The sequence below is a fragment of the Diaminobutyricibacter sp. McL0608 genome, assembly GCF_039613825.1.
Lineage (GTDB): Bacteria > Actinomycetota > Actinomycetes > Actinomycetales > Microbacteriaceae > Diaminobutyricibacter.
This window is the reverse complement of record NZ_CP154826.1, coordinates 1,052,748-1,068,046: the sequence shown is the minus strand read 5'-3', so window position 1 is coordinate 1,068,046 and position 15,299 is coordinate 1,052,748. Positions and strand designations below refer to the sequence as shown.

The window sequence follows — 15,299 nt, the reverse complement described above, 5'->3', positions numbered from 1 at the left end:
GCTACGATAGCACCCGACCGGCACGAATTCGAACTGAGGAAAACTAACCTGCCGCGCGGCGTCGGCGCAGGGCCGCGTCGAGATCCATGGACGAAACATCGACGTCGTCGATGACTCCCATGCTCGCGAAACGAGGATCCGATCCGGGTGCCGAAGCCCTGGGTGCCGAAGCCGCAGGTGTCGATGCCCCCTGCGCCGAGGCCGCGGGCGCTGCGATCGGTACGGGCGGGCGAAGCGGCGTGACCTCGGAAGCGAGGCGCGCGGCCCGTTCCTCCAGGTCGGCGCGAGCCGCGGCGCGCCGCAGCTCTGTCGCCGCATCGATCGACGCCATCGCACTCGCGGCGATCGTGCCACGCGAGAGGTGGAGCGGCTTCGGAAGCGGCTGCGGCGTCCAGGTCGGACGTGCCTCGGGAACGACCTCGTCGTCGGCGTGGTCGTAGAGCTCTGCGGAGACCGGCGCCATAGGGATCGGGCGGCCGGCGGCGGGCCGGTGACGTGCGCGTGCGAGGCGGCCGAGCATCCCGATACTGGCGACGGCGACGAGAGTGGATGCCGCGAGCGCCACCCACGACCCGCCCGTTGCGAGCAGCGCGACCCCACCGATCATCCCGAGGAGACCTGCCAGGAGCATCACGGACGTCGTCGCACGCGACCGGCGGAGGCGGCGACGAGTGGACGGCGACAGCTGCGGTGCAGCGAACTGCAGGCGCGCTGTCCTGGCAGCAGCCGCGCGGGAGGCGCGTTCGAGTTCGATGGCGGCGAGTGCGGCCTGCTCCGCTTCTTCTGCGGCTGCTCTCTGCGCCTCGGCGAGCGCACGCTGGCGGCGGGCGTCCGCCTCTGCCGCAGCACGCGCATCAGCCTTCACGCGCTCCTCGGCACGCCGCAGGATGCGTTGCTGCTCCGCGACCGTGCGTGCGGTCGCTTCATAGCGGACCGCGTCGGGAAGCTCCGACGTCTCGGCGAGGATCCGGAGAGTCTGCTGCAGCCGCACGGCGTTGCGTTCGGTCGCGAGATACTCGCGCCTCCGCAGCCAGACGGGGATCAGGTAGGCGAGCCAGAGGGCGGCAGCGAGTGCCACCACGACCCCACCACCAAGCACATCCCCGCTCATGTTCTAACGGTAGGGGGAACGGTCGGTCTCCGGCTCATTCACTGAGGGTGTGTCACCGATCGCGAGCGATGGGCAGCGGGACGGCCGCGGCCGCCCGGTCCTCGGGCGTCACGATGGCGGCGTCCTGCGGAGCCTGCCCGTCGAGCCAGCGTCGCAGGACTCCCTGGGTGAGCTCCTCGGAGACCAGGCCGAAGCAGAAATGGTCACGCCAGTCACCGTTGATGTGGATGTATCTGCGCCGCAGGCCCTCGTAGCGGAACCCGAGCTTCTCCACGACGCGCAGGCTCGGCGCGTTCTCTGGGCGGATGCAGATCTCCATGCGGTGGAGGCCGAGCTGGTAGAAGCAGTAGTCCGTCGCCAGTGCGACGGCCGTCGGGGTGATGTTGCGACCGGCGAACTGCTCGGCCACCCAGTAGCCGATCGTTGCCGACGACAGCGACCCATAAGTGATCGACGACACGTTCAGCTGGCCGGCGAGCTCGCCGTCGTACTCGATGACGAACGGCAGCCCGTGGCCGGAACGTGCATTGTTCTGGAGCGAGCGGATGCTCGACCGGGTGTCGAACGCCATCGGCGCATACGGGCTCGTGGCCTCCCACTGGCGGAGCCAGCTGCGGTTGTCGAGCAGCGAGCGCTCGAGCGCACGCGCGTCACGCAGGCGGATCGGCCGCAGCCCCACCGGACCCTCGCGGAGGGTCGGAACAACGATCGACACTGACGGGCCTCTCCTGATCTGCGGTCTCAGCGACCGGCGTCCATGCTGTCGCTGACTGCGACGGGCATCTCCACGACGATGTCATCGACGGGCGGCCTGTCGTCGAGGTCCTCGACGAACGTCCGCAGCCAGGGGCGGAGTGCGGGCCCGAGGTCTTCCCGGTCGACGGCCAGCTGCACGATGGCCTTGATGTAGTCGAGCCGGTCACCGGTGTCGTAGCGCCGACCGCGGAACACGACCCCGTACACGCCACCCGTCCATTCCGGGGCCGCCGCCATCTTCTGCAGCGCGTCGGTCAGCTGGATCTCGCCGCCCTTGCCGGGTTCGGTCTGCTCCAGGACGTCGAAGACCTCCGGGCGCAGCACGTAGCGACCGATGATCGCGTAGTTCGACGGCGCGTTCTCGCGGTCCGGCTTCTCGACGAGGCCGGTCACCCGCACCACGTCGTCCTCATCCGTCGCCTCGACCGCAGCCGCACCGTAGAGGTGGATCTGGTCGGGGTCGACCTCCAGGAGCGCGATCACGGTCGCATTGCGCGCCTCCTGCACCTCGAGCATCCGTTTCAGCAGCACATCGCGGCTGTCGATGATGTCATCGCCGAGCAACACGGCGAACGGCTCGCGTCCCACGTGCATCTTGGCGCGGAGGACCGCGTGACCCAGACCCTTCGGATCCCCCTGTCGCACGTAGTGCATGTCGGCGAGGTCGGTCGAGTACATGACCTTCTGCAGGCGGGCGATGTCGCCCTTCTTCTGCAGTGAGGCCTCGAGTTCGGTGTTGCGGTCGAAATGGTTCTCGAGCGCGTTCTTGTTGCGGCCGGTCACCATGAGCACGTCGTGGAGGCCCGCGTCGACGGCCTCCTCGACCACGTACTGGATGGCCGGTTTGTCGACGACGGGAAGCATCTCCTTCGGCATCGCCTTGGTCGCAGGAAGGAATCTGGTGCCGAGCCCCGCCGCCGGAATTACCGCCTTGGTCACTTTGATTGCCATGTGGGACAGGTTATCGGCATTTAGGATGACGTACATGGACCCCGACGCAGGCAACCGCAAGCGCGCACTGCGTGCCGAACTGCGCGAGCGACGACGGAATCTGACCGCTCCGGAACGCGACGCGGCGACCGCGGGGATCACCCGAAATCTGGTCGATCTGGCCACCGATCTCTCTGCTCGTTCGATCGCCGCGTATCTCTCGACCGCGGTCGAACCGAACACCCGGCCGTTCCTCAACTGGGCACATCGCCAGGGCATCCGGGTGCTGCTTCCGATCACCCGCGAAGACGGCCTGCTCGACTGGACGACGGGCGACGGAGAGTCTGAGACCGAAGGCCTGTACGGCATGCCCGAGGCGGTCGGCGAGCTGCTCGGTCCGATCGCCATCAACGATGTAGACCTCATCGTGATACCCGCCGCCGCCATCGACGCGACCGGCATGCGCATGGGGTGGGGCCGGGGCTATTTCGACAAAACCCTCGGCAGCATGGAAAAATGTCCACCTGTATACGCCGTAGTGTTCGATAGCGAACTCGTCGACGATGTCCCCCGGGAGAAGCACGACCAGCCCGTCGACGGCGCGGTCACTCCGACCAGGATCGTCCAGTTCTCGTAGCCGAGCGCTTCGTGAGCGCGGCGGCGTCCAGCGATACCCCCTGAAAGCCGAGGCGAAAGTGCCCACCTATTCCTACAAGTGCCCGACCTGCGGTCACGCCTTCGACATCCAGCAGTCGTTCACCGACGACTCGCTCACCGACTGCCCGAACTGCGGCGGCGCGCTGCGCAAGGTGTTCAGCGCCGTCGGCGTGACGTTCAACGGCTCCGGCTTCTACCGCACCGATTCGCGCCCGAGCGGCGCTTCGAAGGATTCCGGGTCCGGTTCTTCGGGGTCCGGTTCGTCCGCGCCGGCCCCGGCCACCACCTCCACCGGCTCGGCACCCTCGACCTCTTCCTCGTCCTCTTCGTCCTCTTCCTCCACACCGTCAAGCACCACCTCCGCGTCCTGATTCGACGAAAGGAGCTCTCATGCTCAAAGGTTTCAGGGAGTTCATCCTCCGTGGCAACGTCATCGACCTGGCTGTCGCCGTCGTCATCGGCGCCGCATTCACCGGCGTCGTCAACTCGATCGTCAACGGGATCTTCAACCCGCTGATCGGCGCGTTCTTCCACGCGGACGACCTCAAGAATGTCGCGGTCATCCAGGTCGGCAGGTCGCAGATCCTCCTCGGCTCCGTGCTCGGCGCCATCATCCAGTTCCTGATCGTGGCCGTCGTCGTCTACTTCGTGTTCGTCTTCCCGATCAACCTCGCGAAGGAGCGCGCGCAGAAGCGCCGCGACACGGGCGTGGTGGATGCGGACACTCCCGTCACCGAACTCGATCTCCTCACCGAGATCCGCGACCTCCTCGCGAAGGACCAGACCCCCGCCGGCGGCAGGCACACGCCCGACGCGTAGACCGCGTCACCAGTGCGGCGGAACGTCGCGCTTCAGACGGTCGTCGTTGGAGTCGGAGGAGTCACCCCAGGCGCGGTCGGTGTCCTCACCTGCCCGCGTCGGGGCATCCGGCTGCGCAGGGACAGCCTGCGGAGTCGCGTCGGTGCCGGGCACCGCGGGCAACTGCGCCCGCCTGGGTCCGCGTCGCACCGGCTTCTGGCTCATCCTTCAAGCGTAGCCGCGCCCGGGCACATCAACTCGGCGCCGATGGGCCACCTTCCGCTGGTGGGCAGCACCGGAACCAGCGGATCCTGACCCATTCGGGCCCGCAGCGCGACGCAACGGGTCAGACAGCGACAGGGATCTGGATGGGCGCCGTCTCAGTACTGACATCGGTCACGCCGATGAGACGGGCGATCCGCGCGGCCACCGCATCCGGGTCCGCGAACAGTTCGAAGCTGTGCACCCGGAGGTAGTGCCAGCCGAGGCGGCGCAGCACTTCGGGACGCAGGCGGAGCGACTCGCGCAGGCTCCCCTGGTTGACGACCGCATCCGTCTCGATCGCGACCGCACGCCCCTGGTGCGAAGCGACGAGCGCGAGCTTGCCGCGGTAGCCGAGGCGCACCGTGAGTCCGCGCCGCTCGAGACGCTTGGCGAGATCGACGAGCATGGGCTCGCTCTCCTCGACCATGAATTCGGCCGACTGGATCGCATCCGCCTCGCTCAGCACCTGGGCCAGCGCGACGATACCGTGGCGCATCCTCGAGTCGTCGATGTCGTCGGGAGCGAAGCAGGAGACGATGTCCATCGAACGGCGCGCGCGGGTCATCCCGACCGCGAGCAGGCGTTCGCCGCCCGGTTCCGCGAGGGCCCCGAAGTTCGACAGGAGGCGCCCGTGCGGGGTGCGCCCGTAGCCGATCGAGAAGATGACCCGGTCGCGGCTCTGGGCGACCGACTGCTCCAGGGTCACGACGGTGAACGGTTCGGCGCGGTCCTTCAGGATGAAGTCCGCCAGGTCGCTGCGGGAGGCGAACGCAGCCAGCACCGCCTGGTGCACGCGCACCGCGTGGCGGGCACTAGCCGTGATCACCATCAGGGATTCGCGCGGACGGTTCAGCGCGTGATCGAGCACGAGGTCGACGACTTTGGAGACCTCTGCATCGACGCTTTCGACGGCGCCGCTGTCCGCATCCGGCATGCCATGCCCGCCCTCGACGTAGTTGAGGGTGAGGCTGCCGTGCCCGAGATAGGTGCCCGCCCACGGCAGCGAGTCGATCTTTCCGCCATAGAAGCGCCGGTTGACCAGGTCTGCGAGGTCCTCGCCGCCCGCGCGGTAGCTGCGAGTGAGTGTGAAGACCGGAAGGAGTTCGCTCAGTTGGGCGAGTGCCGAGTCGGCGTGCATCCCGTCGACATCGAGGTCGTCAGGTTCCTCCGCCAGTTCGTGGAGCCCGATCTCGAACGGCGACGGCGTCTGCGTTACCGGGTCGCCGAACGCGACGATCTGACGCGCGCGTCGCACGACGCCGACATTCTCGGCGAGGCTGGAGGCGCCCGCGTCCACGATGAGAACGGCGTCGAAGGCGAGGTCTGTGGTGATGTCGGGGACCTCATACGGCGACGCCAGCCAGACCGGTGCGAGCGCGCGCGCAAGGTGCGGCGCGACCGCGTTGAGGGTCTCGGCCGTCGTGCGTTCACCCTTCAGCACGCGGCGCAGCGCGGTGGCCTCGTCCGGCCAGTCGACGACGCCGATCTTCCAGGTCTCGGCGAGCATCCACGCCAACTGCTGGCCGGTGGCCGACGCGTGTGCTTCATCGACGAGGCGGAAGTCTGCTTCGAGCCGGTCGAGCACACCGGTGTTGGCGTTGAGCAGTGCGCGATCCCCCGCCAGCAGTGTCTCCAGCACCGACTGCCACCAGGCGAGCTCGAGTTCCGCGCTCACCTGGCTTTCCGGCACATGGCGCTCCGACAGGTCGGAGAGCAGCGGGTCCAGGTTGCGGTCGCGCAGCGAGACGAGAAGCGCGGTGCGCTCCTGCAGGTTGGCGAGCACTTCGGAGTCGGCCGCGAGCCCCGCGAGTTGCGTCGTCAGCTGGGAGATCGGGAGGACCGGCAGAGAGTGCGGCGTGCCGACGCGCCGCAGCGGGATGTCGAGCCGGGCCAGGTCTTCGGCGACCCGCTGGTAGGCGACCATGACATCCGCGATCCCCACCGGGACCTCCGGAACCACGCCGGCCGCAGCGAAACGCTGCCAGAGGATGCGCTGCTGCTGGATGCGGCGCAGGCTCTCGTTGAGGTCGGTGACGTGAACGCCCGGGCGCACGTATTCGAGCGCCAGCTTGCGCAGGCGACGCCGGTTCGCGCCGGACATGTTGGGGGCATCCCGCCGGTTCGACGTGGCGGCGATCAGTTCGGCGAGCGAGCGGTCGTAGACGGCGGGCTGGAACTTGTCGAGTGTCTCGCGCACGTCGAGAAGCAGTCGCAGGTAGACGCCGAGCTCGGCGATCGACTCGAAGGGGCGCATCCGCGTCTGCCCGATCAGCGTGTTCGCCCGGTCGAGCAGGCGCGGAAGCTCCGCGCGGTTCAGTTTCTTGGCGAGCTCGTGCGCAGCGTTGCCTTCAGCGGTGGTCACGAACGACGCGCCGTACCAGGGCGAATCGTTGGGTCCGTAGCGGAACTCGCCGAGCCTGGCCGCTTTGATGAGCGCATCCGCCGCATCCGACCGGTCGGTCGCGAGCAGCTCGATCGAGAGCCGGTCGAGGCGAGCGGTCGTCGACGGCGGCGTGGGAAGGAGCGCCAGACGGGACAGTTCGTGGATGGCGTCGAGCACCGAGACACCGAGCACCGGGTCGCGGCGCACGAGCGCATGCCGGTAGTCGAGCAGGACCTTGCGGAGCCGCACGAGCGCGTCGTCGACTTCGGTCACCCGCGGCTGCGTCGCCTTCTCGTTGCGTCCGATCGACTGGATGACGTCACGGCGCAAGGTGCGCGGGGTGACGGCCAGGCCAGGAAGCCCCACCTGCGTCAGCCGGTGCGCGATGTCGTCGAGACTGGAGCGCCGGGGGCTGACCACGAGCACACGCTTGTGCTGGGCGACGAGCACTCCGATCGCGTTGACGATCGTCTGGGTTCCGCCGGTGCCGGGCAGCGTCTTCACGACGAGGGAGTTTCCTGCGCCGATCTGCGCGACGACGTTCTCCTGCTCTTCGTCCGCGTCGAGCAGCAGCGTATCGGTCGCTGGCGGGCGCTCGTCCTGCCCGATCGTCTCGACCGGCCGGTACGCCTCCTCGATCGCGCGGCGGGCGGATGGGTTGCCTGCGAGGGCGTCGAGGACCGGGTTGTCGAGATCGTCGGCATCGGCGCGCATCCCGCTCGCCACATCCGCGAACGACGACACCACCAGGCGCGGCAGCACGTTGAACCAAGCGAGGTGGGAGGTGAGTCCGCGCAGCCGGTCGATGACGGGCTGGGGCTTGAAGACGCCGTTCGTGAGCGCGAGCGCGACGAACGCGTCAGCGTCGAGCGTGATCTGGAACTGCTCGGACAGTGCGCGTGCGAGCTCCGGGTTGAGGAACGGCTGCCCCTTGAGCTTCAGCTCGAAGTCGCGTCCGTAGCGCCGGATCGCGAGGGGCCGCAGCAGGATCGGCGCCATGAACTCGTCGCCGCCGTGCCGCCACTGGGCGAGCCCGATCGCCAGGTGGACGGACTCGATGCCGCGCACCGAGCGCAGCTCGATCCCTTTAGACGTGATCGCATTGGCAGCGAGGCGGGCGTTGCGCAGCGCGAGCTCGTCGCGGATGAGGCTGGACAGCAGCGTGCTCTGGCCGGTGATGAACTGCGGGAGGCCGCCCGGATGGGTCGAGCTCAGCTCGATGCGCGTGCGGGCGCTGTCGTCGAAGTGGAGGAGCGGCGAGCGCCCGCCGACATTCGCGAGTTCCTCGCGCCACCGTCGCCACACCGGTTCGGCGATGTTACCCGCGGTCACGCTCGGGTCCCCGAGGCTCAGCTTGTGAGGCTCGGTGGAGTTCCGGGGGTTGAGGGCGTCGCCGGTCCGGGAATCCGACGTCACGTCGTCGTCCTCATGTCTTCTGTCGAGTCGCCACACACGGCCACCATACGTGCCCGGCGGCGGATTTCCCCGGCAATCAGGGCGAGTTTCGCGCTACTGGGCGGCATCGGCCCTCGAGCCGGCCCTCCCCCTCGCACCGACCCGGCCGAGGAAGATCAATCCGATGAGGCCGCACACGATGTAGATGATCGCCTGGCCGTTCAGGATGGCCACCACGTCCAGGTGTTCGACGAGAAGGCCTGCGGCGAGCAGCCCGAGGCCCTGCGCTGCCCCGCCGAGCGTCCCGAAGCTGGCGATGACACGGCCCAGCGCATCCGGCGGCGTCACTTTCTGGACGATCGTGATCGTGCCGGCCGAGGTCGCCACGGCCGGGATGCCCACGACGATGAAGAGCCCGACGTACACCCAGATCGCCGTAGTGACCCCGTACAGATTCCAGGTGAGCATTGAGATCGCACCGAAGGCCACGTAGCCCCAGCCGACCAGCGTCTGGGGAGAGAACCTGCGGATGAGCGCACCCACGAGCAGGCCACCCGCCACTCCCCCGATCGCCTGGACACCGCGCAGCAGCCCCACCGCGGTATCGCCCGCATCGAGCTGCTGCACCACGTAGACGATGAAGAGGACGAGGAAGATGCCCTGCGAGAACTGCCCGAGCAGGGTGATGACGGAGATCGCACCGAGCGGACGGGTTCGGCGGATGGTCGAGATCCCGTCCACCCACTGGCGGAGGAAGTGGATGCGCGGCAGCGGGCCGTCCTCGGGCTCGTCGCGTGCAGGCAGCGTGCGGCTCAGGGCGACGAGGATGGCGCTGACGATGTAGGTGGCGGCATCCACCATGACCACGCCGGGCAGGCCGACGGTCGCGAAGGCGAGGCCGCCGAGCGGCGAGCCGATCAGCCGCGCGAGGTTCTCGCTCACCGCCATGAGAGCGTTGCCGGTGCCGAGTTGTTCCGGCGCCACCAGGCGTGGGACGAGCGCCTGTTTCGCGGGGTTGAAGAGCGCAGCGAGACATGCCTCGACCGCGGCGACGAGGTAGACGATCCAGATGTGTTCGGCCGACGCGAAGAGAAGAGGAAGAAGGAAGGCGCCCTGCACCAGGTTCACGACGATCATCGTGCGGCGGTGGTCCCAGCGGTCGACGAGCACCCCGAGGAAGCTGCCGAGCACGAGCATCGGGATCAGCTCGGCCAGGAAGACCGTGGATGCGCCGAGCGCCGAGCCGGTCACGGCGAAGGCGAAGAGCGGCAGCGCGATCATCAGCAGCCAGTCGCCGGCGTCGGAGACGAAGCTGCTGGCCCAGACCAGGCCGAAGTTGCGCTGGCGCAGCGGCGAGCGCAGTCGCGGAGCCGCGGAGAGGGTGTCTGTCATCGCTCGTCGTCCTTCGTCGCGGGGGTGTTCCTGCCCTGCGCGGCCGCCGTTCGCAGCGCATCCGGGTGCAGGTAGGCGTTCAGGCGCAGTTCGACCACATCGCTGTCGGCGGGGGCGTCGGTGCGGGTGAGGCCGATGTAGGGGCGGATCAGCGCATCCAGCTTCTCGCCGAGCGCCCGCAGTTCTTCCGGGGTCATGCGCAGTGCGTACCCGGAGAGCATCATCGCGTCGCGCCATCCGGCCGGGGTCTCGTCGCGCTGGGCGACGGCACGACGGGTCAGGTTCGCTTCGTCGTCGATCTGCTTCTCGACGAGCAGGCGTTCGGCCGAGTCGACGCCGAGCGTCGTCGCCTGGTCGTCCGTCGCGCCGAACTGAAGCCCGGTCGCGGTGCTCCGCCAAGGGCGCTCGCGGCCGTCCACCGGATCGACCGATTCGACGAGCCCGAACCGCGCGAGCGAACGGAGGTGGTAGCTGCAGTTCGAGGCGGTCGAGCCCACCACTTCGGCGCACTGGCTGGCCGTCTGGGCGCCGAACGTCATCAGGTGGTTGAGGAGCGCGAGGCGCAGCGGATGCGCGAGGGCGCGGAGCGCGCGCACGTCGGTGACCGCGCGGCGCACCTCTGGCCGGCCGGCTTCGCCATCCGATGTGAAAGACATGTTTCACATTATGCACCAGCTCAAGGACAGGAGCAACCCGGATCGCACGCGCCGCGGGAATGCTGCCGGAACGCGTACGTTGTTCTGAGAGTCGTCGTTCGCAAGCAACCGCCCAGGAGGCCCATGTCCACCGCCGTACGTGAAGGAGTCGGGTTCCGTTCGGAGCGGGGGCCGGTGCTGATCGCGCTCATGCTGACGACGGGGCTCGTCGCCATCGATGCAACGATCCTCGCGACCGCCGTCCCTTCGATCGTCGCCGATCTCGGCGGCTTCTCGCAGTTCCCGTGGCTGTTCTCCGTGTATCTCCTCGCGCAGGCCGCCTCCGTTCCCGTCTACGCGAAGCTCGCCGACACGGTCGGGCGCAAGCCGATCATCCTCATCGGGATCTCGCTGTTCCTGCTCGGATCGATCCTCTGCGGCTTCGCGTGGAGCATGCCCGCACTCATCGCTTTCCGCGTCGTCCAGGGTCTCGGTGCGGGAGCCGTGCAGCCGATGGCCGTCACGATCGCCGGCGACATCTACACCGTCGCGGAACGCGCGAAGGTTCAGGGCTACCTTGCGAGTGTCTGGGCGATCTCCTCCGTCGTGGGACCGACGCTGGGAGGCGTGTTCTCCCAGTTCACGTCGTGGCGGTGGATCTTCTTCGTCAACATCCCGCTGTGCTTCATCGCCGGGTGGATGATCATCCGGAACTTCCACGAGAGCATCGAGCCCCGGCGCCACCGCATCGACTACGCCGGCGCGGTATTGCTCACGGCAGGGATGACCCTGCTCATCCTTGCCGTGCTCGAGGGCGGTCAGGCCTGGGCCTGGAATTCGGTGCAGAGCATCGGCGCCTTCGTGCTCAGCGGTCTCCTCCTCATCGCGTTCGTCCTGGTCGAGCGGCGGGCGGCAGAACCCGTCCTCCCGCTCTGGATCTTCTCGCGTCGGCTCCTGGTGACGACGACGCTGATCTCGCTCGGCGTCGGTGCGATGCTCATCGGACTCACCTCTTATGTGCCGACCTATCTCGAAGGGTCGATCGGAGCCGTCCCCGTTGTCGCCGGGCTCGCGGTCGCGGCCCTCACGATCGGATGGCCGATCAGCGCCTCCCTGTCCGGTCGCTTCTACCTGCGCATCGGATTCCGCAACACCGCGCTGCTCGGCATGGGTGTCGCGATCATCGGGGCCGTCTCCCTCTTCCTCACTTCGTCGCACCCGAGTGTCGCCCTCGTGGCCGTCAGTTGCTTCATCGTCGGTCTGGGGATGGGGCTGGTCGCGACGCCGACCCTCATCGCAGCCCAGTCGAGCGTCCCCTGGAACGAGCGCGGAGTCGTCACCGGCGCCAACCTGTTCGCCCGGTCGATCGGAAGTTCGGTCGGCGTGGCGATCTTCGGGGCGATCGCCAACGCGATCATCGCCTCGTCGTCCCAGGGGGAACATGACCCGGCCACGGTCGAATCCGCCGGCAGTGCGGTGTTCCTCGCGGTCGCGATCGCGGCCGTCCTGACGATCACGGCGGGGCTCGCCATGCCGAATGGCCGCGTCGAGGACATCGAGATGGCCCGGCCGAGGGCGCTGCCGGACGAGGGCACTGCCTGACCCAGCCGGCTCTACCGGCGCCCTCGAAGGTCGCCCAGCTGACCCACGTTAGGGTGGTAGACGGTCTGCGTCCGATCTGCGCACGCCGTCCGCGTCCCCCGGGGAGCGACACGTCAGCAAGTTGGAGCACATGCAGCACAGAGAGAACGCGGCCCACGGGCGCCGTCGCGCGACCCCGGCCAAGCGACACCGCGCAACCCCCTCCACCCGCAGGCGCTCCACCGCAGCACTCCGCTCCACGAAAGCGTCCGCCAGTCCGATCGCCTCCAAACCGGGTTCCGCGCGTCGAAGCACGGCGCTGACCGCTTCCGCCGCCTCTGCCGGCCTCGTCTGCAGCCTCATGTTCGCTCTTCCCGCTAATGCGGCGGTCGACACGCGCCCGGCCGACCAGGTCGGCACCGTCTCGACCTCCGACTCGAATGCCGTCGCCGGCGAGCGACACCTCCAGGCGCTCACCGTGTCCGGTTCGGTCACCTCTCCCCTCGGGCAGCGTGACGATCCGGTCGCCTCGGCGCTGGCCGGGATCGTGTCGGCTCAGGGTGGGGATGCTGGAGCCATAGCGGGCGACGCCATCGCCGCGGCCCTCCAGGTGGGTGGCCCACGACAGACGATCGTCGCGAAAGCCCTCACCTACCTCGGCGACCCGTACGTGCTCGACGGAACGACGCACGACGGCATCGACTGCTCAGGACTGACGATGGTCTCGTATGCCGAGGTCGGCATCCCCCTGGTCCACCTGGTGAGTGCACAGGATGCGGTGGGCACCCGCATCGACGAATCGCAGGCGCGCCCGGGCGATCTGGTCGTGTTCGACGACGAGGAGCACATCGGCCTCTATCTCGGCGGCGGCGTCCTCATCCAGGCGCCCGCGCCCGGTCGACCGGTGGAGATCACCACTGTCTGGCAGGGCGTGCCCCACCACTTCACGCGCATCCTTCCCGCCGGCACCTAGGAGCCGCTGTGGCCCGCCCCGCGGCAATGCGCTAGTCTGTGGTCGGACCACATGTGGTCTGACCACATCTCGACTCGCGTGAGGAAGGCAGCATGACCGTCGCCGACCGCCGCGCCTGGGAGCTGGTCCTCTCCCACATCGAGACCCAGCTCGTCGAAGGCCGCCTCCAGCCGGGAGACCATCTTCCCCCGGAGCGTGCGCTCGCGGGCGAACTCGATGTCGGCCGTTCCAGCGTGCGCGAAGCAGTCCGGGTACTCGAGGTCATGGGCCTCATCCGCACGCAGACCGGCTCCGGGCCGAGCTCCGGTGCGATCATCGTCGCCCGGCCGAACGGCGGCATGCAGGCCCTCATGCGGCTGCAGGTCGCAGCGAGCGGCTTCCCCGTCGCCGACGTCGTGCGTACCCGACTCCTCCTCGAGACCGCGGTCGTCTCCGAACTCGCCGAACTCGCTCTCCCCGGCAGGCGGGCGACCGGATCGGACGCAAGTACGCGTGACCTCAGCGAGGCCATCGAGCTCCTCGATGCCATGGATGCGCCCTCTCTCACCCCCGAGGAATTCCTCGTGCTCGACGCGCAGTTCCATCTCGCGCTCGCCGTCGCCGCCGACAACCAGGTCGTGTCGGCGATGATGGCCGGGCTGCGCAGCTCCATCGAGGGCTACGTCCGTGCCGGCGCCGAACGGCTCCCCGACTGGGACGGCATGGCTTCCCGCCTGCGCGACGAGCACCGCACCATCATGGCCGCCATCCACGCCGGTCAGGCCGACCTCGCCAGGACCATCGTCCACGACCACATCAGCGGCTACTACCGCGACTCCCGCCTGACCCCGATCATCGCATCCACCCCGAACCACTCCACTGCGACCGACTACGCCACCGCACCGTACCCAGACAGGAACATCCATCATGGTTGAACGCCGAATCCCACGCCCCCGCGATCTCGCTCCTCTGATGAAATTCAAGAAGCCGGAGTTCGACGGCAAGAAGCGGCGCCTGGATGCTGCGCTCACCATCGCCGACCTGCGCGCCATCGCGAAGCGCAGGACTCCCAAGGCCGCATTCGACTACACCGAGGGTGCCGCCGAAGCCGAGATCTCGCTCGCCCGTGCACGCCAGGCGTTCGAGGACATCCAGTTCAACCCCGCGATCCTGCGGGACGTGTCGACCGTCGACATGTCGCGTGAGGTGCTCGGTGCGCCCGTCGCACTCCCGTTCGGTATCGCACCGACGGGCTTCACGCGCATGATGCAGACCGAGGGCGAGCGCGCCGGTGCCGCAGCTGCCGGCGCCGCGGGCATCCCGTTCTCCCTCTCCACCATGGGAACCGCCTCGATCGAGGACGTCAAGGCCGCCAACCCGAACGGGCGCAACTGGTTCCAGCTGTACATGTGGAAGGACCGCGAGCGTTCGATGGCGCTCGTCGAGCGTGCCGCCGCATCCGGGTTCGACACACTCCTCGTCACCGTCGACGTTCCGGTAGCCGGTCAGCGCCTCCGCGACACCCGCAACGGCATGACCATCCCGCCCACGCTGACTCCGAAGACGATCGTGAACGCGATCCCCCGTCCCGCCTGGTGGATCAACTTCCTCACCACCGAGCCGCTCGCCTTCGCCTCCCTCGACCGCTGGTCCGGAACGGTCGCCGCGCTGCTCGACTCGATGTTCGACCCCACTGTCACGTTCGAGGACCTGGCCTGGATCAAAGAGCAGTGGCCGGGCAAGCTCGTCGTCAAGGGTGTGCAGAACCTCGAGGATGCGAAGAAGCTCGCAGCCATGGGCGTCGACGGCATCACCCTCTCGAATCACGGCGGTCGCCAGCTCGACCGCGCCCCCATCCCGTTCCACCTCCTTCCAGACGTCGTCCGCGAGGTCGGTCGCGACACCGAGGTGCACCTGGACACGGGCATCATGTCGGGGGCAGACATCGTCGCAGCGATCGCCCTCGGCGCACGGTTCACGATGATCGGACGTGCCTACCTCTATGGACTGATGGCCGGCGGCCGTGAAGGCGTCGACCGCACGATCGAGATCCTGGCCGGTCAGATCGCCCGCACGATGCGGCTTCTCGGCGTCGCCTCGCTCGACGAGTTGAATCCGGGTCACGTGACGCAACTCGCGCGGCTCACGCCGCTCGCGCCCGCCGCGGCGGACGCCGCGGCCGCAGCGGATGCCGTCACCACCGCATCGGCGAGACGCACCCCCGCGAAGCGCACCACTTCCACCACCGCATCGGGTCGCTCGGCCGTGACCTCGTCGAAGGCAGCCGCCTCGGCGGCCGCGCGGACCACGGCCAACGCTCCGGCGCAGCCGAAAGCACCTGCGTCGGCGAAAGCGCGGACTGTTCCGAAGCGGCGGACTGGTACAGAATAGGCGCGGACCCGCCTAGGTGCGCATCAGCGGCGTCGAGCAGTTGCTGCGCCCCAG

General features: G+C 68.5%; 13 protein-coding genes and 2 pseudogenes. 7 read left to right on the top strand and 8 right to left on the bottom strand.

Translation table 11 applies throughout. The features are described 5' to 3' along the window. Nucleotides 1-43: 43 nt before the first annotated feature. Genes AAYO93_RS04940 through galU form a run of 3 tightly spaced genes read right to left on the bottom strand, consistent with a single transcriptional unit; the run spans nucleotide 44 to nucleotide 2,818 of the window. Nucleotides 44-1,111 carry a hypothetical protein gene (locus AAYO93_RS04940; protein ID WP_345763895.1) on the bottom strand — a complete coding sequence of 356 codons (1,068 nt, stop codon included), beginning with the start codon at nucleotides 1,109-1,111 and terminating at the stop codon, nucleotides 44-46. Nucleotides 1,112-1,163: 52 nt separating this feature from the next. After that, nucleotides 1,164-1,826: a GNAT family N-acetyltransferase gene (locus AAYO93_RS04935; RefSeq protein WP_345763894.1), complete on the bottom strand. Its 663-nt coding sequence runs from the start codon at nucleotides 1,824-1,826 to the stop codon at nucleotides 1,164-1,166. A gap of 26 nt (nucleotides 1,827-1,852) precedes the next feature. After that, the gene (gene galU / locus AAYO93_RS04930) at nucleotides 1,853-2,818 is read right to left on the bottom strand and encodes a UTP--glucose-1-phosphate uridylyltransferase GalU (RefSeq protein WP_345763893.1); all 966 of its coding nucleotides are present in this window, start codon (nucleotides 2,816-2,818) and stop codon (nucleotides 1,853-1,855) included. A 34-nt stretch (nucleotides 2,819-2,852) separates the two neighbouring features. Here galU and AAYO93_RS04925 point away from each other — a divergent pair, with 34 nt between their 5' ends. Together AAYO93_RS04925 and AAYO93_RS04920 are read left to right on the top strand one after the other, a co-directional pair. Next, nucleotides 2,853-3,434, top strand: a complete 582-nt coding sequence (locus tag AAYO93_RS04925) for a 5-formyltetrahydrofolate cyclo-ligase (protein ID WP_345763892.1) — start codon at nucleotides 2,853-2,855, stop codon at nucleotides 3,432-3,434. Further along, a pseudogene (locus AAYO93_RS04920) lies at nucleotides 3,361-3,585 on the top strand (FmdB family zinc ribbon protein); the annotation flags it as partial. The gene AAYO93_RS04925 and the pseudogene AAYO93_RS04920, both read left to right, overlap by 74 nt. Before the next feature lie 62 nt (nucleotides 3,586-3,647). Here AAYO93_RS04920 and AAYO93_RS04915 read toward each other — a convergent pair. Further along, nucleotides 3,648-3,812 (bottom strand): hypothetical protein, encoded by a 165-nt coding sequence (locus tag AAYO93_RS04915; RefSeq protein ID WP_345764961.1) that lies wholly within the window; start codon nucleotides 3,810-3,812, stop codon nucleotides 3,648-3,650. Nucleotides 3,813-3,844: 32 nt separating this feature from the next. On the opposite strand from AAYO93_RS04915, the gene mscL reads away from it, so the two are divergent. Then, nucleotides 3,845-4,273: a large conductance mechanosensitive channel protein MscL gene (gene mscL / locus AAYO93_RS04910; protein WP_345763891.1), complete on the top strand. Its 429-nt coding sequence runs from the start codon at nucleotides 3,845-3,847 to the stop codon at nucleotides 4,271-4,273. A 6-nt stretch (nucleotides 4,274-4,279) separates the two neighbouring features. Here the strand turns inward: mscL and AAYO93_RS04905 are convergent, their stop codons facing one another. The 4 genes from AAYO93_RS04905 to AAYO93_RS04890 form a co-directional block, all read right to left on the bottom strand. Continuing rightward, a complete protein-coding gene (locus tag AAYO93_RS04905) occupies nucleotides 4,280-4,477 on the bottom strand; it encodes a hypothetical protein (RefSeq protein WP_345763890.1) in 198 nt (65 codons plus the stop codon). Between the two features lie 121 nt (nucleotides 4,478-4,598). After that, on the bottom strand, nucleotides 4,599-8,351 hold the full coding sequence (locus AAYO93_RS04900; protein WP_434056670.1) for an AAA family ATPase: 3,753 nt from the start codon (nucleotides 8,349-8,351) through the stop codon (nucleotides 4,599-4,601). 57 nt (nucleotides 8,352-8,408) lie between these two features. Further along, nucleotides 8,409-9,686: an MFS transporter gene (locus AAYO93_RS04895; protein ID WP_345763888.1), complete on the bottom strand. Its 1,278-nt coding sequence runs from the start codon at nucleotides 9,684-9,686 to the stop codon at nucleotides 8,409-8,411. After that, a complete protein-coding gene (locus tag AAYO93_RS04890) occupies nucleotides 9,683-10,342 on the bottom strand; it encodes an ArsR/SmtB family transcription factor (protein WP_345763887.1) in 660 nt (219 codons plus the stop codon). The genes AAYO93_RS04895 and AAYO93_RS04890 overlap by 4 nt, the downstream gene beginning before the upstream one ends. A gap of 123 nt (nucleotides 10,343-10,465) precedes the next feature. Between AAYO93_RS04890 and AAYO93_RS04885 the strand changes: the two genes are divergently transcribed. The 4 genes and pseudogenes from AAYO93_RS04885 to AAYO93_RS04870 all read left to right on the top strand — a co-directional run. After that, nucleotides 10,466-11,923 carry an MDR family MFS transporter gene (locus AAYO93_RS04885; protein ID WP_345763886.1) on the top strand — a complete coding sequence of 486 codons (1,458 nt, stop codon included), beginning with the start codon at nucleotides 10,466-10,468 and terminating at the stop codon, nucleotides 11,921-11,923. Between the two features lie 130 nt (nucleotides 11,924-12,053). Next, nucleotides 12,054-12,875 (top strand): C40 family peptidase, encoded by an 822-nt coding sequence (locus AAYO93_RS04880; RefSeq protein WP_345763885.1) that lies wholly within the window; start codon nucleotides 12,054-12,056, stop codon nucleotides 12,873-12,875. Nucleotides 12,876-12,967: 92 nt separating this feature from the next. Next, nucleotides 12,968-13,789, top strand: a complete 822-nt coding sequence (locus AAYO93_RS04875) for a FadR/GntR family transcriptional regulator (RefSeq protein WP_345763884.1) — start codon at nucleotides 12,968-12,970, stop codon at nucleotides 13,787-13,789. Beyond that, nucleotides 13,782-15,011: pseudogene (locus AAYO93_RS04870) on the top strand (alpha-hydroxy acid oxidase); the annotation flags it as partial. The gene AAYO93_RS04875 and the pseudogene AAYO93_RS04870, both read left to right, overlap by 8 nt. Between the last annotated feature and the right edge of the window lie 288 nt (nucleotides 15,012-15,299).

Bases quoted from the DNA above. Each gene is read 5' to 3' on its own strand.
- galU (WP_345763893.1), bottom strand. From the start codon at position 2,818: ATGGCAATCAAAGTGACCAAGGCGGTAATTCCGGCGGCGGGGCTCGGC.
- AAYO93_RS04905 (WP_345763890.1), bottom strand. From the start codon at position 4,477: ATGAGCCAGAAGCCGGTGCGACGCGGACCCAGGCGGGCGCAGTTGCCC.
- AAYO93_RS04885 (WP_345763886.1), top strand. From the start codon at position 10,466: ATGTCCACCGCCGTACGTGAAGGAGTCGGGTTCCGTTCGGAGCGGGGG.
- AAYO93_RS04940 (WP_345763895.1), bottom strand. From the start codon at position 1,111: ATGAGCGGGGATGTGCTTGGTGGTGGGGTCGTGGTGGCACTCGCTGCC.
- AAYO93_RS04890 (WP_345763887.1), bottom strand. From the start codon at position 10,342: ATGTCTTTCACATCGGATGGCGAAGCCGGCCGGCCAGAGGTGCGCCGC.
- mscL (WP_345763891.1), top strand. From the start codon at position 3,845: ATGCTCAAAGGTTTCAGGGAGTTCATCCTCCGTGGCAACGTCATCGAC.
- AAYO93_RS04895 (WP_345763888.1), bottom strand. From the start codon at position 9,686: ATGACAGACACCCTCTCCGCGGCTCCGCGACTGCGCTCGCCGCTGCGC.
- AAYO93_RS04880 (WP_345763885.1), top strand. From the start codon at position 12,054: ATGCAGCACAGAGAGAACGCGGCCCACGGGCGCCGTCGCGCGACCCCG.
- AAYO93_RS04925 (WP_345763892.1), top strand. From the start codon at position 2,853: ATGGACCCCGACGCAGGCAACCGCAAGCGCGCACTGCGTGCCGAACTG.
- AAYO93_RS04875 (WP_345763884.1), top strand. From the start codon at position 12,968: ATGACCGTCGCCGACCGCCGCGCCTGGGAGCTGGTCCTCTCCCACATC.